The 16,887-nt window shown below is 73.4% G+C and carries 20 protein-coding genes; 9 read left to right on the forward strand and 11 right to left on the reverse strand.

The window, feature by feature from the left end:
* Positions 1-82 precede the first annotated feature (82 nt).
* Positions 83-1,156, reverse strand: coding sequence for a UDP-N-acetylmuramate dehydrogenase (locus tag N8J89_RS39390; RefSeq protein WP_283661944.1), 1,074 nt, complete (start codon positions 1,154-1,156; stop codon positions 83-85).
* 17 nt (positions 1,157-1,173) lie between these two features.
* Here N8J89_RS39390 and N8J89_RS39395 point away from each other — a divergent pair, with 17 nt between their 5' ends.
* The 6 genes from N8J89_RS39395 to N8J89_RS39420 all read left to right on the forward strand — a co-directional run bounded on the left by N8J89_RS39395 (position 1,174) and on the right by N8J89_RS39420 (position 6,058).
* Entirely contained in the window at positions 1,174-1,674 is a 501-nt protein-coding gene (locus N8J89_RS39395) for a DUF2505 domain-containing protein (protein WP_283661945.1), read from the forward strand.
* Positions 1,671-2,501, forward strand: a complete 831-nt coding sequence (locus N8J89_RS39400; RefSeq protein ID WP_283661946.1) for a class I SAM-dependent methyltransferase — start codon at positions 1,671-1,673, stop codon at positions 2,499-2,501. Before N8J89_RS39395 ends, N8J89_RS39400 begins: the two co-directional genes overlap by 4 nt.
* Positions 2,502-2,511: 10 nt before the next feature.
* Complete coding sequence (locus N8J89_RS39405) at positions 2,512-3,264, forward strand: maleylpyruvate isomerase family mycothiol-dependent enzyme (protein WP_283661947.1); 753 nt, start codon at positions 2,512-2,514, stop codon at positions 3,262-3,264.
* 38 nt (positions 3,265-3,302) lie between these two features.
* Entirely contained in the window at positions 3,303-4,187 is an 885-nt protein-coding gene (purU, locus tag N8J89_RS39410; protein WP_283661948.1) for a formyltetrahydrofolate deformylase, read from the forward strand.
* A gap of 30 nt (positions 4,188-4,217) precedes the next feature.
* Entirely contained in the window at positions 4,218-5,390 is a 1,173-nt protein-coding gene (locus tag N8J89_RS39415; RefSeq protein WP_283661949.1) for an LOG family protein, read from the forward strand.
* Between the two features lie 92 nt (positions 5,391-5,482).
* Positions 5,483-6,058, forward strand: a complete 576-nt coding sequence (locus N8J89_RS39420) for a hypothetical protein (RefSeq protein ID WP_283661950.1) — start codon at positions 5,483-5,485, stop codon at positions 6,056-6,058.
* Here the strand turns inward: N8J89_RS39420 and N8J89_RS39425 are convergent.
* The 6 genes from N8J89_RS39425 to N8J89_RS39450 all read right to left on the reverse strand — a co-directional run bounded on the left by N8J89_RS39425 (position 6,052) and on the right by N8J89_RS39450 (position 9,433).
* The gene (locus N8J89_RS39425; protein WP_283661951.1) at positions 6,052-6,594 is read right to left on the reverse strand and encodes a YbaK/EbsC family protein; all 543 of its coding nucleotides are present in this window, start codon (positions 6,592-6,594) and stop codon (positions 6,052-6,054) included. The genes N8J89_RS39420 and N8J89_RS39425 overlap by 7 nt on opposite strands.
* Before the next feature lie 10 nt (positions 6,595-6,604).
* A complete protein-coding gene (locus N8J89_RS39430; protein ID WP_283661952.1) occupies positions 6,605-7,147 on the reverse strand; it encodes a type 1 glutamine amidotransferase domain-containing protein in 543 nt (180 codons plus the stop codon).
* A 28-nt stretch (positions 7,148-7,175) separates the two neighbouring features.
* Positions 7,176-7,955: an alpha/beta fold hydrolase gene (locus N8J89_RS39435; protein ID WP_283661953.1), complete on the reverse strand. Its 780-nt coding sequence runs from the start codon at positions 7,953-7,955 to the stop codon at positions 7,176-7,178.
* Positions 7,952-8,221, reverse strand: coding sequence for a DUF2516 family protein (locus N8J89_RS39440; protein WP_349497510.1), 270 nt, complete (start codon positions 8,219-8,221; stop codon positions 7,952-7,954). The genes N8J89_RS39435 and N8J89_RS39440 overlap by 4 nt, the downstream gene beginning before the upstream one ends.
* Positions 8,222-8,358: 137 nt before the next feature.
* Entirely contained in the window at positions 8,359-9,018 is a 660-nt protein-coding gene (locus tag N8J89_RS39445) for a hypothetical protein (RefSeq protein WP_283661955.1), read from the reverse strand.
* A gap of 7 nt (positions 9,019-9,025) precedes the next feature.
* On the reverse strand, positions 9,026-9,433 hold the full coding sequence (locus tag N8J89_RS39450) for a helix-turn-helix domain-containing protein (protein ID WP_283661956.1): 408 nt from the start codon (positions 9,431-9,433) through the stop codon (positions 9,026-9,028).
* A 123-nt stretch (positions 9,434-9,556) separates the two neighbouring features.
* On the opposite strand from N8J89_RS39450, the gene N8J89_RS39455 reads away from it, so the two are divergent.
* The 3 genes from N8J89_RS39455 to N8J89_RS39465 are packed head-to-tail and all read left to right on the forward strand — an operon-like array spanning position 9,557 to position 10,661.
* Positions 9,557-9,901, forward strand: coding sequence for a fluoride efflux transporter FluC (locus N8J89_RS39455; protein ID WP_283661957.1), 345 nt, complete (start codon positions 9,557-9,559; stop codon positions 9,899-9,901).
* Positions 9,898-10,242 (forward strand): fluoride efflux transporter FluC, encoded by a 345-nt coding sequence (locus N8J89_RS39460; protein ID WP_283661958.1) that lies wholly within the window; start codon positions 9,898-9,900, stop codon positions 10,240-10,242. The genes N8J89_RS39455 and N8J89_RS39460 overlap by 4 nt, the downstream gene beginning before the upstream one ends.
* Positions 10,239-10,661 carry a TFIIB-type zinc ribbon-containing protein gene (locus tag N8J89_RS39465; RefSeq protein ID WP_283661959.1) on the forward strand — a complete coding sequence of 141 codons (423 nt, stop codon included), beginning with the start codon at positions 10,239-10,241 and terminating at the stop codon, positions 10,659-10,661. The genes N8J89_RS39460 and N8J89_RS39465 overlap by 4 nt, the downstream gene beginning before the upstream one ends.
* A 1-nt stretch (position 10,662) precedes the next feature.
* Here N8J89_RS39465 and N8J89_RS39470 read toward each other — a convergent pair whose 3' ends face one another.
* The 4 genes from N8J89_RS39470 to N8J89_RS39485 form a co-directional block, all read right to left on the reverse strand.
* Positions 10,663-11,520, reverse strand: coding sequence for a helix-turn-helix domain-containing protein (locus N8J89_RS39470; protein ID WP_283661960.1), 858 nt, complete (start codon positions 11,518-11,520; stop codon positions 10,663-10,665).
* Positions 11,521-11,717: 197 nt separating this feature from the next.
* Positions 11,718-12,200 carry a VTT domain-containing protein gene (locus N8J89_RS39475; RefSeq protein ID WP_252483442.1) on the reverse strand — a complete coding sequence of 161 codons (483 nt, stop codon included), beginning with the start codon at positions 12,198-12,200 and terminating at the stop codon, positions 11,718-11,720.
* On the reverse strand, positions 12,197-14,518 hold the full coding sequence (locus tag N8J89_RS39480; protein ID WP_283661961.1) for an ABC transporter permease: 2,322 nt from the start codon (positions 14,516-14,518) through the stop codon (positions 12,197-12,199). The genes N8J89_RS39475 and N8J89_RS39480 overlap by 4 nt, the downstream gene beginning before the upstream one ends.
* 8 nt (positions 14,519-14,526) lie before the next feature.
* Positions 14,527-16,881, reverse strand: a complete 2,355-nt coding sequence (locus N8J89_RS39485; protein WP_283661962.1) for an FtsX-like permease family protein — start codon at positions 16,879-16,881, stop codon at positions 14,527-14,529.
* Between the last annotated feature and the right edge of the window lie 6 nt (positions 16,882-16,887).

Genomic DNA, 16,887 nt, shown 5'->3' on the forward strand with positions numbered 1-16,887 from the left:
AGATCCGGCACTACACCGTCTATGTAACCCCGGAGTACCGGACCCGTCACTTGGCGTCACTCGTTTGGCCGGTTGCCCCGCTTCAGAGCGAGCAGCCCACGAACACCGGTTCCGGGTGCAGCTCGACCTCGAAGGCCGCGCGCACGCCGTCGCGCACCTCGCGGGCCAGGGTGAGCAGGTCCTCGGTGTCGGCCTTGCCGCGGTTGGTCAGGGCCAGGGTGTGCTTGTGCGAGAGCGAGACCCGGCCGTCGGCGGCCTCGTGCCCGCGCAGGAACCCGGCCCGCTCGATCAACCAGGCCGCGGACAGCTTCACCTTGCCCGCGCCACCCGGGTACTGCGGCACCTTGACCTCGGGGCCGAGCCGGGCGTGGATCAGCGAGAGCACCCTGGGCAGGTCGGCCTCGGCCACGATCGGGTTGGTGAAGAAGGACCCGGCGCTCCAGGTGTCGTGGTCCTCCGGGTCGAGCACCATGCCCTTGCCGGTGCGCAGCGCGAGCACCGCCTCCCGCACCAGCGCGGCGGGCACCCTGGCGCCCAGCTCCACGCCCAGGGTGTTGGCCAGCTCGGCGTAGCGGACCGGGGCGGACTGGCCGCCGGTGCGCAGCGCGAAGGAGACCCGCAGCACCACCGCGTCGTCGGTGCCCTTGAGCACGCTGGTCCGGTAGCCCAGGCCCAGCTCGGCGGTGCTGACCTGGCGCACCTGGCCGCTGCGCCGGTCCAGCAGGTCCACCGAGAGCAGCAGGTCGGCCACCTCGACGCCGTAGGCGCCCACGTTCTGCACCGGGGTCGCGCCGACCAGGCCGGGGATGCCGGAGAGGGCCTCCAGGCCGCCGAGGTCGTTGGCCACCGCGTCGGCGACCACGTCGTCCCAGTTCTCGCCGGCCTCCACGGTCAGCCGGACCAGGCCGTCGCCGAGCGGGTCGTGGCCGCGGCCCCTGGTGGCGATGCGCACCACGGTGCCGTCGAAGCCCTCGTCGCCGATGACCAGGTTGGACCCGCCGCCCAGCACGAGCAGGGGTTCACCTGCCCGGTCGGCGGCGCGGACGGCTTCGATGACCTCGGTGGACTTCGCTGCTTCCAGGAACACCGAGGCCGGGCCGCCAAGGCGCAGGGTGGTGTAGCCAGCCAACGGCACGGGTGTGGTCACGACGTTCAACGGTAGCGTGACACCCCGTGGCAACCAGCACCGAGACCTCGCACGGCTACTCCTTCCCCGCCGCACGGGTGGCCGCGACCATGGTCGACGAGACCTACCTGCGGGACCGGCTGGCCGCGGTGGGCGGCACCAAGGCCGAGCTGCTCTCCCTCGAGGCCAGCGGCGCGGAGACCGTGCTCGAGCTGCGCCAAGGCATCCCGGCGGACAAGCTGCCCGCGCTCGTGCGCACGTTCATCTCCGGCGACCTGGTGATCGAGCGGGCGGAGACCTGGCGGGCCACCGGCGAGGGCGCGACGGCAGTGGTGAACGCCACCGTGCCCGGCGCGCCGGCGACCATCGGCTGCTCGATCGCGGTCGGCCCGGACGGCGCGGGCTGCCGGGTGCGGGCGAAGCTCACCGTGTCGGTCTCGCTGCCCTTCGTCGGCGGCAAGGTGGAGAAGGCGATCATCGAGCAGGTCCAGCGACTGCTGACCACCGAGCACGAGTTCACCGAGCGCTGGCTGCGCGAACACCCGTGAACCAGGTCCACAAGCGCGCGCCCCGCTACGCCGCGGGCCGGGCCAGGGCGCTCGGCCTGCCCACCAGGGGCACCACCAACCCGAACCGGCTGCGCAAGGTGGACCGCTGGATCGCCGCCACCCCGCTCACCGCCGACGCGCTGCGCGCCGCGCCGGACCCCTTGGTGGTCGACCTGGGCTACGGCTCCTCGCCGATCACCACGGTGGAGCTGGCCGACCGGCTGGCCGGGCTGCGGCCGGACCTGCGGGTGCTGGGCCTGGAGATCGACCAGGAACGGGTGGAGGCGGCCAAACCGGCCGAGCGGCCCGGCCTGGAGTTCCGCCGCGGCGGGTTCGAGCTGGCCGGTCGGCGGCCCGCGCTGGTGCGCGCGTTCAACGTGCTGCGCCAGTACGAGGAGGACGCCGCCGGGGAGGCGTGGGCCACCATGCAGGCCCGGCTGGCTCCCGGCGGGCTGCTGGTGGAGGGCACCTGCGACGAGATCGGCCGCCGCTGCTGCTGGGTCACCCTGGACGCCGGCGGCCCGCTGACCTTCACCCTGGCCTGCCTGCCCTCGGACCTGGAACAGCCCTCCGACCTGGCCGAACGGCTGCCCAAGTCGCTGATCCACCACAACGTGCCCGGCGAGCGGGTGCACGCCCTGCTGGCCGAGCTGGACGCCTGCTGGGCCACCGCGGCCCCGTTCGCGCCGTACGGGCCAAGGGCTCGCTGGGTGGAGGCGGTGCGGCTGCTCGCCGCGCGGGACTGGCCGGTGCTGGACCGCCGGAACCGGTGGCGGCTGGGCGAGGTCACGCTTAATGCGGACGCGGTCTACGGCCCGCGTCCGTAGGCTCGGTGACGTGCAGCACAACGACTTCATCGAGCAGATCAGGCTTCATTCCGAGGCGATGCGGGCGGCCACGCTGAAAGCCGGTCCCGAGGCGCGGGTCCCCACCTGCCCGGAGTGGGAGGTGCGGGACCTGGTCGCGCACATGGCCAGGGTGCAGTGCTGGGCTGGGGACAACCTGGCCGCGGGCATCCGCGAGGCGCGGCCGGAGTTCCCGCCCGCGCCGGAGGACTGGGCCGAGCTGCACGCCTGGTGGCTGGCCAAGCAGGAGCGGCTGACCGGCCTGCTCGCGGAGAAGGGCGCGGACACCCCAGCGTGGACCTTCGGGCAGGAGGTGGCCGAGCCCGGCGCGTTCTGGGCCCGGCGGCAGGCGCACGAGGTGGCCATCCACCGGCTGGACGCCGAGCACGCGCTGTTCGAGGTCTCCGGCGGCGCCGACCCCGGCAAGGAGCTGCTGTTCGACCCGGCCTTCGCCGGTGACGGCATCGAGGAAGCCCTGTGGATGGCCCTGGCCTTCCGCAAGCACGCCGAACGCACCGAGGAGGGCACGGTGCTCTTCCACGCCGCCGACGCGGGCCTGGCCCTGGTGCTGAAGCTGACCGCGGGGCAGCCCGCCGAGCTGGGCCCGGTGCGCGGCACCGGCACGGACACCGACGCGGTGGTGGCGGGCACCGCGGACGCGATCTACCGGTACCTGTGGAACCGGCCGAACAACGCCGTGGTGACCGGGAAGTCCGAGTTGCTGGACCGGATCGGCACCCCCTGACCAGGTGAAGCCGTTCGCACGGGGCAGACTGACCAGCCATGTCCGCACGTGAACGACGCTACGTGATCACCCTCGGCTGCCCGGACCGCACCGGCATCGTGGCCCGGATCTCCACCTTCCTCGCCGAGCAGGGCGGCTGGATCGTGGAGGCGGCCTACCACACCGACACCGACACCAACTGGTTCTTCACCCGCCAGGAGGTGCGCGCGGACTCGCTGCCCTACGACGTGACCGAGCTGCGGCGCCGGTTCAGCTCGGTGGCCAGGGAGCTCGGCGTGCGCAGCGACTGGCGGGTCACCGACACCGGGGAGAAGCGGCGGGTGGTCATCCTGGTGTCCAAGGCAGGGCACTGCCTGTACGACATCCTGGGCCGGGTGGCCTCCGGCGAGCTGGACGTGGACGTGCGCGCGGTGATCGGCAACCACGCGGACCTGGCCGGCATCACCAGGGCGCACGGCATCCCGTTCCACCACGTGCCGTTCCCGGTGGCCGGCAAGGATCCCGAGGGCAAGACGGCGGCGTTCGCGCAGATCCGGCAGCTGGTGGACTCCCAGCGCCCGGACGCGGTGGTGCTGGCCCGGTTCATGCAGGTGCTGCCGCACGAGCTGTGCGCGGCCTGGTCCGGCAAGGCGCTCAACATCCACCACAGCTTCCTGCCCTCGTTCATGGGCGCCCGCCCGTACCACCAGGCCCACGCCCGCGGCGTGAAGCTGGTGGGCGCGACCTGCCACTACGTCACCGCGGAGCTGGACGCCGGGCCGATCATCGAGCAGGAGGTGGGCCGGGTGGACCACACCGACTCGGTGGCCGACATGGTGCGCAAGGGCACCGACATCGAGAAGGTGGTGCTGGCCAGGGGCCTGCGCTGGCACGTGGAGGACCGGGTGCTGGTGCACGGCAACAGAACTGTCGTTTTCCACTAGCGGAACGTCCTCGGCCCTACCCTGGGCGGCGTGCGGATCGAGATCGGTGAGCTGGACACGCTGCGGGAGCACCGGGCAGCCGGGCGGGACCTGCGGCACACGGTGCTGGTCGGGCTGGACCTGACCGGCCAGGAGGAGAACGAGCTGCTGCGCACCAGCCTGGACGGCGCGCTGCTGCTGGGCTGCCTGCTGACGCCGACGGCCAGGGACCGCGCCGAGGCCAGCGGCGCGCTGGTGTTCCCGGACATCCCGGAGCTGCCCTACCGCGCCTACCGCTCCTCGCTGTACACGGTGGCCGAGCTGTTCGAGGGCCTGGACCCGCGCCGCCCGGAGACCTACCGGGACACCCCGGACGCCAGGGTCTACCGGCACAGCCGCTCGATCGGCGGCAGCACCGGCAACCACCCGGACCCGCTGCACGCGCTGGCCGAACGCCTGCACGACCACGCCATCACCGAGGCGCTGGAAGACCTGCTGGCCGCCTGCGCGGTGCAGGGCAGGGCCAACCCGGTCGCGGTGATGGGCGGCCACGCCTTCCGCCGGGACAGCCCCGAGTACCGCCAGGCCGCCGAGCTGGGCCGCGCCATCGGCCGCAGCCCCGCCGGTTTCACCGTCCTCACCGGCGGCGGCCCCGGCGCCATGGAAGCCATCCCCCTCGGCGTCCGACTGTCCACAGTGGACGACGACCAGCTCACCAAAGCCCTGTCGGAACTGGCTGCCGCACCGGCCTTCCACGCCGCGGATTCGTCCACAGTGGACGATGCGGCGATCGGCCGCTGGGTGCAGGCCGGCCTGTCCCTCGACCTGCCGGAGCCACAGGCGCTGCCCCGCACCATCGGCATCCCGACCTGGTTCTACGGCCACGAACCGCCCAACCCGCTGTGCGAGCTGCACGCCAAGTACTTCGCCAACTCCGTCCGCGAGGACGGCCTGCTCACCGTCGCCACCGGCGGCGTGCTCTACACCCCGGGCCGCGCAGGCACCGTCCAGGAGATCTTCCAGGACCTCACCCAGAACTACTACGAGAGCGTCGGCCCCGCCGCACCCATGGTGTTCCTGGGCAAGCGGTTCTGGACCGAGGAACTGCCGGTGGCCGACCTGGTGCACCGGCTGACCAGCGGCAGGCCGGCGCAGCGCTGGATCCTGGTCACCGACGACCCGGACGAGGCGGTCGCACTGCTGGAGGACTACGCGGGCAGCTGAGTCGTTTCGGTCGAGTCACGATACAGCCAAACGGACTAACGTCGCGCGCCCCCGCACGACGAACGGGACACCCCAGCCGAATCGAGGGCCCCGTGAAGCTTGCCGCCGCCTGCCTGTCCGTCCTGCTCCTGTCCGCCTGCGCCGACGCCGCCCCACCTGCGGCCGCCCCACCAACCCAGCACCACGCGACCACCAGCACACCGCCCACGCCAAGCACCACCACGGCCGCCCGAAAGCAGTCGGCGCGCGGCAACCTGGTGAAGAACGTCGGCGAGCGAGCAGGCTGGACCACCCGCGATCAGGAACGGGCCGCCGACTTCACCCTGACCGCCATCGAGGTCGATCCGCGCTGCAAGGCGCAGTGGGAGAACACCGGCGGCAAGCACATGCTCGTGTTGAGCTTCACCGTGGAGACCACCGCGAAGCTGCCTGCCGACCAAGCCTGGTGGATCATGGCGCACGATTTCGAGGTCATCGGCCCGGACGGGTTCACCGAGTCCGCACTGGTTCCCGATGGCTATGGCAACTGCCCCAAGGACTTGCTGCCTACCCGGCCCTACGCACCGGCCTCGAAGTTCACCGGGAAACTGGTGCTGTTCAGCAAGCACGCGCACGGGACGCTCGTCTACCGGATGGCCAGCGACGTCGGCTGGGAATGGGCCTACTGAGCCAGCCCCGGCAGCACCTCCGCGTTCGGCAGCTTCGCCAGCAGCGACCCCGGCACCAGCAGCTTGCTGTGCCGAACCCCGCTGCCGATCACCAGTTCCGGCGCCTCCGCCACCTCCGGCGCGAGCAGGATCGGCCAGTCCGCGGGCAGTCCGATCGGGGTGATGCCGCCATAGGCCATGCCGGTGCGGGTCACCGCCTCGTCCATGGGCGCGAAGCTGGCCTTGCGGGCGTCCAGGCGTTTGCGGACCACGCCGTTGACGTCGGCCCGGGTGGTGGCCAGGACCAGGCAAGCGGCGTAGCGGGTGACCTCGCCGCGGCGGCCGGCCACGACCACGCAGTTGGCCGAGGCGGCCAGTGGGGAGCCGTACTCGGCGCAGAAGGCTGCCGTGTCGGCTAGGTCGGGGTTGATCTCGGCCACGCCGCAGCGCTCGGCCGCCAGGGTGCGCAGCATGGTGGCCACCGGGGCGGCCAGCAGGTCGAGGCGGTCTTGGGCGGGGTGGACGGTGAGGGTGCCCGCGATGGTCCAGCCGGTCATGTCCGGCAGGCTAGCCGAGGCCGAACTCCTTGAGCGCGGCCTGGTTGAAGGCGGGCAGGTCCTTCGGGGTGCGGCTGGTGACCAGCCGCCACTCGCGGTGGTCGCAGACCTGGACCTCCCGGTCGACCCACTCGCCGCCCGCGTTGCGGATGTCGGTGGCCAGGCTGGGGAAGGAGGTCAGCACCCGGCCGTTGACCAGGTCCGCCTCGACCAGCAGCCAGGGGGCGTGGCAGATCGCCGCGATGGGCTTGCCCGCGGCGGCGATGGCCTGGACGAACCGGACGGCGTCCTCGTCCATCCGCAGCTCGTCGGCGTTGGCCACCCCGCCGGGCAGCACCACGCCCGCGTAGTCGGCCGGGTTGGCGTCGCTGAGCGCCACGTCCACGGTGAACTCGTCGGCCGGGTCCAGGTGGTTGTAGGCGCGGACCGTGCCCAGCTTGGTGGACAGCAGCCGCGGCACGCCGCCCGCTTCCTCGACGGCGGCCCAGGGGTCGGTCAGTTCGGCCTGTTCGATGCCCTCGCTCGCGACGAGGAACGCGATGCGCTTGTCCATGCCCAGGGCCTACCCGGTGCCGCCGGGGTTACACCGCCCAGTCGGCCAGCAGGGCGCGCAGTTCGCGGCGATGGGTGACCAGCGGGATGAGCGCGGGCAGCACCACCAGCCGGGCGGCGGGGAAGGCGGCGGCCACCGACTTGGCCACGTGCTCGGGGTGCAGCGGGTCGCCGGTGGGCGAGACCACCAGCACCTTGGCGGTGACCTCGGCCAGCGCGGCCACGTCGGCCACCGGGACCTGGGGCGGCAGCTGGCGCAGCGCCTCGCGCAGGCGCAGCACCGCGGCCACCCGCTTGTCCACGTAGTCGGCCAGGTGCTGGCCGGGCGGCAGGTCCGCGGCCACCACCGCGTGCAGCAGACCGCTGTCGCCGGTGGCCAGGGCGTGCTCGGTGGCCTCGCACAGCCGGGTCAGCGGGTCGGCGGCCTCGGCCGTGCGGGGTTCGTCCAGCACCGCGGGCAGCAGCAGGGCGAGCCGCTCGAAGCGGGCCGGGTGGCTCGCGGCGATGTGCAGCAGGGCGCTGGCGCCGAGCGAGGTGCCGATCGCGGCGGTGGCGCCGACCTCGTCGGCCACCGCGAGCACGTCGGCGGCGATGGTGTCGTAGCGGAAGTAGCCGGGCGGGGCGTCCGGGGACTCGCCGTGGCTGGGCAGGGTGAGCACCACCCTGGTGCCGGGCAGGCCGGTCGCGGGCAGCCGCGCCTCACCCGGTGTGGCGCCCAGACCGGGGACCACCAGGGTGACCGGGCCGCCGGTGCCGTGCGCGCTCCAGCGCACGCCGTTGGCCTCGGCCGTGGCCAGTGGCGAGCTCACCACCGGGGGCCGCGCTGGGCCTCGATCACCTTCGGCCGCACGTCCACCAGGTACACCAGCACCGCGACCAGCCCGGCCATCCAGAACAGCGAGCCCGGCCCGCCGAAGGGGAACAGCGCCAGCGCGGCGGTGCCACCGCCGGTGATGCCGAGCCAGGCGGGCTTGCTCAGCTTGTCCGCCGCGGTGAAGGCGTCCGCGCGCTGGATGAGAGCGTGCACGAACGCGAACAGGCCGACCGGGATCGCGGCGAAGTAGATGATTTTCATGATCAGGTAAGCGGGCTCGAGCACACCACCAGGGTACGGCGAAGCCCGGGTGGTGCGGAGCCACCTGGAGACGAAAGCCACCGCCGGCCAGTTCGGGGCTGGTCGGCGGTGGCAGCTCTCGGCGAGATCCAGCCAGGTCAGCTGGTGGTCTTGCGCGCACCGGTGCTGGTGCCACCGGTGGTCTTGCGGGCGCCGGTGCTGGGCTTGGCGGCCGGCTTGCGGGCGGTGGCGGCCTTGGTGGCGGCGGCCACGTCCGCGCCGGCCTCCTCGACCTTGACCGCGACGTCCTCGATCTTCTCCGCGAGGTTCTCGGCGGCCTCGGCGGTCTTCTCACCGGCGGCGCGGGTCCGGCGGGTGACCTTGCCGAGCACGTCGTCGGCCAGCTCGCGGACCTCGGCCGCGGCCTCCTCGACCCGGTGCTGGGCGGTCTGCACCTGCGGGTTGGCGCGCAGCTTGTCCAGGGTGGCCTCGCCGCGCTCGGCCAGGTAGCCGTAGAGCTGCTGGGCGGCCTGGGTGTAGGCGTCCACGATCTTGCGGAACTCGGCCGGGTCCAGCTTGCTGCGCAGCTCGCCCAGGTCGGCGGGTAGGTCGTTGACGGCGGTGGTGGCCTTCTCGGCGCGCTCGCCGACGGTCTCGCGGGCCTTGGTCAGCGCGTCCACCACGGCCTTGGCGGCCAGGTCACCGGCGCCGAGGGCGGCCAGCAGCGGGGTGCGGGCCTGCTCGATGGCGGCGTTGAACACGGTGGCGGCCTGCTCGGTGGCCTTGCGGACGTCTTCAGCGGTGGGCAGTGCGGGCATTGCTGGATCACTCCTCGGTGGGTGAATCGGCTGGCGGGGTCGCGGCGGCGTTCTCCCGCCGGAACGACTCGTAGACGTCGAGCAGCACCTGCTTCTGCCGCTCGTTCAGGTCTGGGTCGGCGAGCACGGCGTCGATGACGGGCCCGCCAGGGCGCTCCTGCAGGATTCCGGCCTGGACGTAGAGCGCCTCGGCGGAGATCCGCAGCCCCTTGGCGATCTGCTGCAGGATCTCGGCGCTCGGCTTGCGCAACCCGCGCTCGATCTGGCTGAGGTACGGGTTGGACACACCGGCGAGCTTGGCCAGCTGGCGCAACGAGATCTGCGCGGTCGCCCGCTGGGTGCGGATGTAGTCACCGATATCACGGCCGAGATCAGCGACCACCTGGTTGACCGACTTGCTGTGGTCTTCCGTCATGGGGTCACCTCCTCTCGCCTGTCTCCGACCGTACGCAAGAGTGCTAGCTCCTGCAAGCGCTCTGCTAACAGATCAGCGGTGGGCTCGCACACACCCGATCGGGTCAGCGCCTACCGTGGTCCGGTGCGCGTCCTACTGCTCATCTCCGCCGGTGGCGTGCTCGGCGCGCTGGCCAGGCACGCCGTCGGCACGGCCTTCCCATGGCCATGGCCGACGGTCGGCGTGAACGTGCTCGGCTGCTTGCTGATCGGCCTGCTGATCAGCCGGACCGCCCCGGAGTCGGCGCTGCGCCCGTTCCTCGGCACCGGGGTGCTGGGCGGGTTCACCACCTTCTCCGCCTACGCCGTGGACGTGGTCCGGCTGACCCACGAGGGCCGCGCCGTCGAAGCCGCCGCCTACCTCGCGGTCACCCTGCTCGGCGCGCTGGCCGCGGTCTGGGCCGGCCGAGCGCTCGGCGCGGCCCGGTGAACGCGCTGCTGGTGGCGCTGGGCGCGGCCGTCGGCGCGCCGCTGCGCTACCTGGTCACCGAGTGGGCGCGGCGGCGCTTCCCCGGCCTGCCCTGGGGCACCTTCGCGGTGAACACCGCGGGCTCGCTGCTGCTCGGCCTGCTCGCCGGGGCCGCGGTGGCCGGCCCGGCGATGGCGCTGCTGGGCACCGGCTTCTGCGGCGCGCTGACCACCTACTCCACCTTCGCGCTGGAGACCAGCCAGCTGCCCAGGGGCAGGGCCGCGCTCACCGTGGCTGGCAGCGTCGCCGCCGGAGTTCTGGCCGCCGCCACCGGCTTCCTGCTCGGTACCCTGAGCTGGTGATCTGCCCAAAGTGCCAGGACATCATGCAGACCGTGGACCGCACCGGTGTGCACATCGACGTCTGCCAGGACTGCAAGGGCATCTTCCTGGACCGCGGCGAGCTGGAGCGCCTGGTCGACGCGGCGCTGATCTACCGCCAGGCCGCCGAGGCCCGCGAGCGCGAGGCGGCCGCCACCGCGAGCACCGGGGCCAACCCGGTCACCAGCGAGCAGCCGGTGCCCGCCCAGCCGCCGCCCTACCAGCCGGAACCCGGCTACGCGCCGCCGCCACCGGCCTACCAGCAGCCGGGCTACGCCGCGCCGCCGATGCCGCCGGGCTACGGCCAGCCCGCGCCCTACGGCCACGACCCGTACGCGCACGACCCGTACCACCGGCGGCGCAAGAAGAAGGACATCCTCTCCGAGCTGTTCGACCTCTAGCTCAGACCAGCTCGTCGGCGATCTTGGCGATCAGCGCCACCGAGTCCTTCTGGCTCATCGCGGCCATGGTCAGGTGGTCCATGGCCAGCTTGTACCGGCGCACCTCGGCCGCCTTCTTCATGCCCTGCCAGCCGGCCGAGTTCTCCAGGAACACCACCGGCGGGTCCACCGGGTCCGGGAACTCCAGCAGCGCCACGTTGTCCCCGATCAGCGGGTGCGCGCCGGCCGCGTTGGGCAGCACCTGCACGGTCACGTTGGCCCGGTAGGCCAGGTGCAGCAGGTGCCGCAGCTGCTGGCGCATGGCATCGGCGGGCACCACCAGCCTGCGCAGCGCGGACTCCTCCACCACCGCCCACAGGGTGAGCGGGTTGACCCCGGTCAGCCGCTCCTGCCTGGCCAGCCGCAGCGCCAGGCTGCTCTCCACGTCGGTGCGCTCCACCGGGGACCAGGCGTTGAGCAGCTCGTAGGCGTACTCCTTGGTCTGCAGCAGGCCGGGCACCAGGCCGCTGCTGAAGGTGCGCAGCGAGCTGGCCGCGGCCTCCAGGCCGAGGAAGGTGTCGAAGCCGGGCGGCACCGCGCCGGTGCCGTAGGACTGCCACCAGCCCTTCTGCTTGGAGTCCTTGGCCAGGCCCAGCAGGATCTCGATCTTGTCGTCGGCCGCGCCGTAGAGCTCGGCCATGGCCCGGACCTCCAGGGTCCGCACCGGCACCCGGCCCGTCTCGATCTTGGAGATCTTGCCCTGAGAGCAGTCCAGCGCCTCGGCGACCTGGACGTGGGTGAGCCCCGCTGCCTCGCGGAGCTGTCGTAGTTCGGTGCCGAGTCGGCGGCGCCCCACGGTCGGGCTTTGCACCTGGGCCACGCGTTCGCTCCCCTGTTCGGCTCTACTGCTCGCGGCAGTGTCGCGCGATCGGGGACCAACCCTCAACAGGGCTCACCGTAGGTCACGAAAACGACCCGCATTCGGCCCATCGCCGCAGCGAATATTCTCATCTAGCGTCGAGAACGGCCGGGCGGTGCGCGCGCCCGCACCGCCCGGCCGCCTGGAATATGTGTCGCTCAGAAGCGCCAGTCCACACTGCCGAGCAAGCTGCCGCCGCTGGCCAGCACGCAGAACCGGATGATCCGGCCGAGCAGCGCGGCCGGCAGCAGCACCCGCAGCGGCAGCCGGCCGGCCCCGGCCACCACGACCAGGATGGTGTACGGCGGGATGCCCACCGAGGCGCTGAGCAGCACCACGAAGAAGCTCCACCACGGCCGGTGCGCGCAGGTGTCCTGGAAGTGCCGGAACCAGGTGGCGAACCGGCCCTTGGAGGTGCCCAGCCTGCGGGTCACCCAGGGCATGTTGATCACGCCGCGCGCGGCGTAGTAGTGCACCATCTTGCCCAGCACGTGGCCAACGCCGGTCACCACACCGGCCGCGAGCCAGTGCAGGTCCGGCCGGGCCGCGGACAGCCCGACCAGGTACAGCTCGACGCTGAAGACCGGCAGGATGCCACTGCCGACCGCCGCGCCGAACAGGCTCAGCAGTGGCCAGCTCACTCGAAGCGCAGGCCGCTCGGGCGGACCGCGGAACGCAGGGCCGGCAGGGTGGACAGGGTCACCAGCACGATCAGCGCGGCGCCCGCGCCCAGAATCATCGCCACGTCTCCCCAGTTCACCACAAGCTCGCGCAGGATTGCACCGCTGCTGGTTATGACCCCCAGCACCAACACTGCCAGGCCGATGCCGACCGGGGGCGCCAGTGCCAGGCCGATCGCGGTGGGCACCGCGTTCTGCCACAGCGTCGCCCAGCCCAGGGTACGGCGTGGCACCCCGCTGGCGGCCAGCACCGAGTACTGCCGCCTGCGCTCCTGGAGCTGGTCCACCGCGGCCACCACCAGGCTCAGCAGCGCCAGCAGCACCACCACCGCGGTGCCGGCCAGCACCCCGCCGCGCACGCTGTCGAACGCGGCCACCTCCCGCGCGGGCATGTCGTAGGCGCGCACGGACAGGTCCACCCGGCCGGTGGCGGCCAGCACCCGGTCCTGCAGGTCGGGCACTGGCGGACCCTTCACCCAGATGTAGTTGGCCTGCGCCGCGTCCAGCCGGGGGTCGGTGCCGGTGGCCACCAGCACGGAACCCAGGTTGCTGCCCAGCCAGGGGCTGCCGGTGCTGACCTGCTGCACCGGCGGCACGGTCCAGGCGAAGGGCCGGTCGGCGCCGGAGGCGCGCAGCCGAACCACCTGTCCCTGCCGGAACTCCGGCCGCCAGCTGCCCGCCTGGTAGAGCTTGCCCGGCCGACAGTCGGACACCCCGAACAGCTGCTGGATGGTCGGGCAGTTCGCGACCTGGAGGACGCGGCTGTCCTCGGCGTAGAGCGAGCGCAGCGCTCCGGCGTGCAGCACGCCCGGCACCCGGCCCGCCGCCTCGAGCACCCGCGCCTCGTCGGGCCGGTTGTCCGGCCCGCCGCCGGTGACCAGCACGACCTCGCCGGAGCGGCTGCCGCGGTAGCTCTCCGCGGGGACGTCGGTGTGCGCGATGGTGCTCAGCAGCACCTGCAACGCGATCGCGCCGATCAGCACGGTGACCACGCCGGCCACCACCCGGGTGGTGGCGTACTCGAAGCGCAGCCGGCGCACCGCGAGCAGCGCGGGCACCCAGCGCGGCCGCCAGCGGTCAGCCACCCGCTCCACCAGCCAGGGCAGCACCGCGGCGGCGGCGGCCAGCACCAGCGCGATGCCCGCCGAGAGCAGCGTGCCGCGCCAGTCGTCCTCGCGGGCGTAGCGCCGCAGCGGGATGTTGGCCGCGAGCACCAGCACGCCGAGCCCGGCCAGGGCCAGCCGCCAGCGCAGCCTGCGCGGCGGCGGATCGGCCTTGCGGACCACGCCCAGCGGCCCGATCTCCAGTCGCCGCAACGCGATCAGCGCCGCGGCCACCGCGGTGGCCGGCACCCCGAGCAGCAGCAGCACGGTGATCGGCGCGCTGGGCACCAGGTCACCGGGGTAGAAGCCGACCTGCTCGATCTGCACCACCGCGGCCAGCGAGCGCACCAGCAGGAACAGCCCCGCGCCCACGCCGAGGCCGAGCAGCGCGGCGGCCAGCGACTCACCGGCCGCGATCCGCCTGGCCTGCCCGGGATCGGCGCCGACCAGCCGGATCGAGGCCAGCCGCTGCTCCCTGGCCCCGGCGCCGATCTGGGTGGCGACCAGCACGAACACCCCGATCGGCACCAGCAGGGCGGCCGCGGCCGCGGTGAGCAGCAGCTGGAACAGCTCCGGCAGCGCCGTCGACTGGGGCGCGCTGCCGATTCGCAGCACCGGCAGCGCCCGGCCCCGCTGGTCCTCGGGCAGCCCGGCGTAGAAGTACAGCTCGCCCGGCCTGGCCAGCCCCGCCTCGCCGATCTGGCCGGCGATCTTGCTGGGCAGCCGCTCGCGCAGCAGCTCGCTGCCCGGCTCGGCGAGCAGCCGGTCCAGCGCGGGCGAGACGACGACCTCGCCCGGCCCCGGCAGCCGGTCCAGTCCCGGCGGCAGCTTGGGCACGCCACCGCTGACCGGGGCCAGCTCGGCGCCCTGGACGTAGGTGCTGCGCCAGACCTGACCGGCCTGCCTGGCCAGCAGGTGGGTCGGCTCCGTCCCGCCCGCACGCGCCGGATCGCCGGTCTCCAGCTGGCGGGCGGCCATCCGGTCGGCCTTGGCCTCCTGCGCGGGGCCGACCGCGGCGGCCAGCAGCAGCACCATGACGCCGAGGCCGATGCCGACCGCGGAGAGCATCAGCCTGGCCCAGGCGGCGCGGCCGCCGGTGAGCGCGAGCCTGGTGCCCAGCAGCAGCTCGCTCAGCCACTGCCCGATCCGGACCTCGTCCGCCGACGACCGCGTCATGCTCGTGCTCATTCCGCTCGTAGGCCCTCCGGCCGCATGGCCCGCAGCACCGACGGTAGCGTCAGCAGGCTCACCGCGAGCGCCGCCAGCAGCGCCGCGCCAGCGGACACCCCGACCGAGCTCCAGTCCAGCAGCAGCGGCCGCCGCACGGTGCGCAGCAGCAGCGCGCCGAGCCCGATCCCGGCCCCGCTGGAGACCACCACGGCCAGCAGCACCGGCACCGCGTTCTGCCACAGCACCGACCCGGCCAGCGTGCGCCTGGGCACCCCGTTGGCGGAGAGCACGGCCAGCGGCCGCCGCCGTTCCCGCACCTGCTCGAAGCCGATCACCAGCAGGCTGGCCGCGGCCAGCAGCAGCGCGACCAGCACGCCGGCCAGCACGCCGCGGCGCACGGTGGCGTAGCTCTGCGCGCGCTCCCGGTCGTAGGAGCCGTCGCGGTAGGCCGGGTACACCGAGGCCCGCCAGCCCATCGGCCCGAGCAGGTTGCGCACGTGCTCGGCGGCGTCCGGCTGGGCCGGGTCCACCTTCAGCTGGGCCTGTAGGTACAGCTGCTTGGCCACCTCGGGCGGCAGGGTGCCCGCGGCCACCAGGATCCCGTCGCCGATGCCGCCGTCGGGGACGTCCTTGGCGGCGACCGGGGTGAGGCCGGCAGGCACCGTCCAGTCCGGCTGCCACGCGGGCCGCCCGGCCGTCGGATCGGTGCGCAGCATCAGCTGCTGACCGGGCCTGGGCCGCGGGGCAGGGGTGGCGGATCCGGACCCCGGCACGGAGGCCGGCTGCGACCGGGGCTGGACCAGCCAGGCCCGGCCTGGCCGGCAGTCGCTGATCTCGGCGTGCCTGGCCAACTCGGCGCAGTCGGCCATGGTCACCGAGAAGTACTCGTCCTTGCCGGCACCGCGCGCGGTCACAGTCGCGGCGCCGGTGACCGAGAGCAGGCCGGGGGTGCGGCGCAGCTCGGTGAGCAGGGCCAGCGGGTCCGCCAGCCCGGAGCGCGCGTTCACCATCAGCTTGGTCGCGTCGGCGGGGCGCTGCTCCGGCGGGTACTCCCGTTCGGTGGTCATCAGCACGGTCTGCAACGCGATGCCGCCCGCCAGCACCACCGCGAGCCCGCCGATCACCCTGGCCGAGGTGCCGCTGTCCAGCTGCATCCGGCGCACCGCCAGCTGCCAGGCAGGGTGACCGCCGCGCCCGCGCGCGACCAGCTTCTCCACCGCCCACGGCAGCAACATCGGGATGCTCAGCAACAGCAGCACCACACCGGCCGCGATCATCATCATGGCCCGGGCGGAGAAGCCGCGGCTGGCCGCGAGGTTGTCGGCCTGGGCGGCCAGCAGCGCGAAGCCGAGCACCAGCGGGACCAGCCGCCAGATCAGCCTGCGCCGGACCGGCTTCGCCTGCCGGACCGAGCCGAGCGGGTCGACCAGGGTGTTGCGCAGGGTGGCCATGGACACCGCGACCGCGAGCACCGGCACGCCGAGCACGATCAGCGTGGCCAGCCACGGCGAGGGCCGCACGTCCACCGCGAACACGCTGACGCCGAACACCTCGCCCAGTTCCACCAGCTGCCTGCCGAGCAGGAACACCAGCCAGCCGAGCAGCACGCCGAGCACCGCGCCGATCAGCGTCTCGCCCGCGGCCACCCGCCTGGTCTGCACCGCGTCCGCGCCGACCAGCCGCAGCGCGGCCAGCCTGCGGTCGCGGGCGGCGGCGGCCAGCCGGGTGCTGGTGCCGATGAACACCACCACCGGGATCAGCATGGTGGCGGCCCCGACCAGCACCAGCAGCGCCAGCAGCGGCTCCAGCGACCGCGGTTCCGGCGTCTCGCCGAAGCTGTACAGGGTCCGCACGTCACTGGCCCAGGTGAGGTCGTTGGCGCCGCCGTAGAAGAACAGCTCGTGCGGCCCGACCAGGCCCTCGTCCGCGATCAGCCGCCGGGGCCCGTCGAACCGGGGCCGCAGCAGCTCACCCTCGGCCGAGCTCAGCAGCCGGTCCAGCGCGGGCGAGACCACGAACTCGCCCGGCCCGGGCAGCGTGCTGACCCCCGGCGGCAGCGGCGGGGTGGCGCCCAGCGGCTGGAGCAGGACGCCCTGGACGGTCTGCCCGCGGAACTCGGTGCTGGTCCTGGTGGCCAGCAGCGGGTCCCTGCCGGGCACCGGTTTCTGTTGCTGCTGGCTGACCGCGCGGTCGTACCGGCGCGCGTCGTGGTCTTCCTTGATGTTGAAGAAGGAGGCCGCGAGCAGCAGCACGGCCACGCCGATGCCGATGCCGACGGCGGTCAGGGTGAGCCTCGCCCAGGAGTTCCGGCTGCCCCCGACGGCCAGCCGGATGCCCAGGGCGAGGTCGTCAACCCAACGGCGGACCACGGTCCG

This window comes from Crossiella sp. CA-258035 (genome assembly GCF_030064675.1).
Taxonomy (GTDB): domain Bacteria; phylum Actinomycetota; class Actinomycetes; order Mycobacteriales; family Pseudonocardiaceae; genus Crossiella.

Excerpts from the sequence above, each read along its gene's own strand:
- N8J89_RS39480 (WP_283661961.1), bottom strand. The coding sequence starts at position 14,518 with ATGACGCGGTCGTCGGCGGACGAGGTCCGGATCGGGCAGTGGCTGAGC.
- N8J89_RS39445 (WP_283661955.1), bottom strand. The coding sequence starts at position 9,018 with ATGCCCGCACTGCCCACCGCTGAAGACGTCCGCAAGGCCACCGAGCAG.
- N8J89_RS39430 (WP_283661952.1), bottom strand. The coding sequence starts at position 7,147 with ATGGACAAGCGCATCGCGTTCCTCGTCGCGAGCGAGGGCATCGAACAG.
- N8J89_RS39440 (WP_349497510.1), bottom strand. The coding sequence starts at position 8,221 with ATGAAAATCATCTACTTCGCCGCGATCCCGGTCGGCCTGTTCGCGTTC.
- purU (WP_283661948.1), top strand. The coding sequence starts at position 3,303 with ATGTCCGCACGTGAACGACGCTACGTGATCACCCTCGGCTGCCCGGAC.
- N8J89_RS39425 (WP_283661951.1), bottom strand. The coding sequence starts at position 6,594 with ATGACCGGCTGGACCATCGCGGGCACCCTCACCGTCCACCCCGCCCAA.
- N8J89_RS39450 (WP_283661956.1), bottom strand. The coding sequence starts at position 9,433 with ATGACGGAAGACCACAGCAAGTCGGTCAACCAGGTGGTCGCTGATCTC.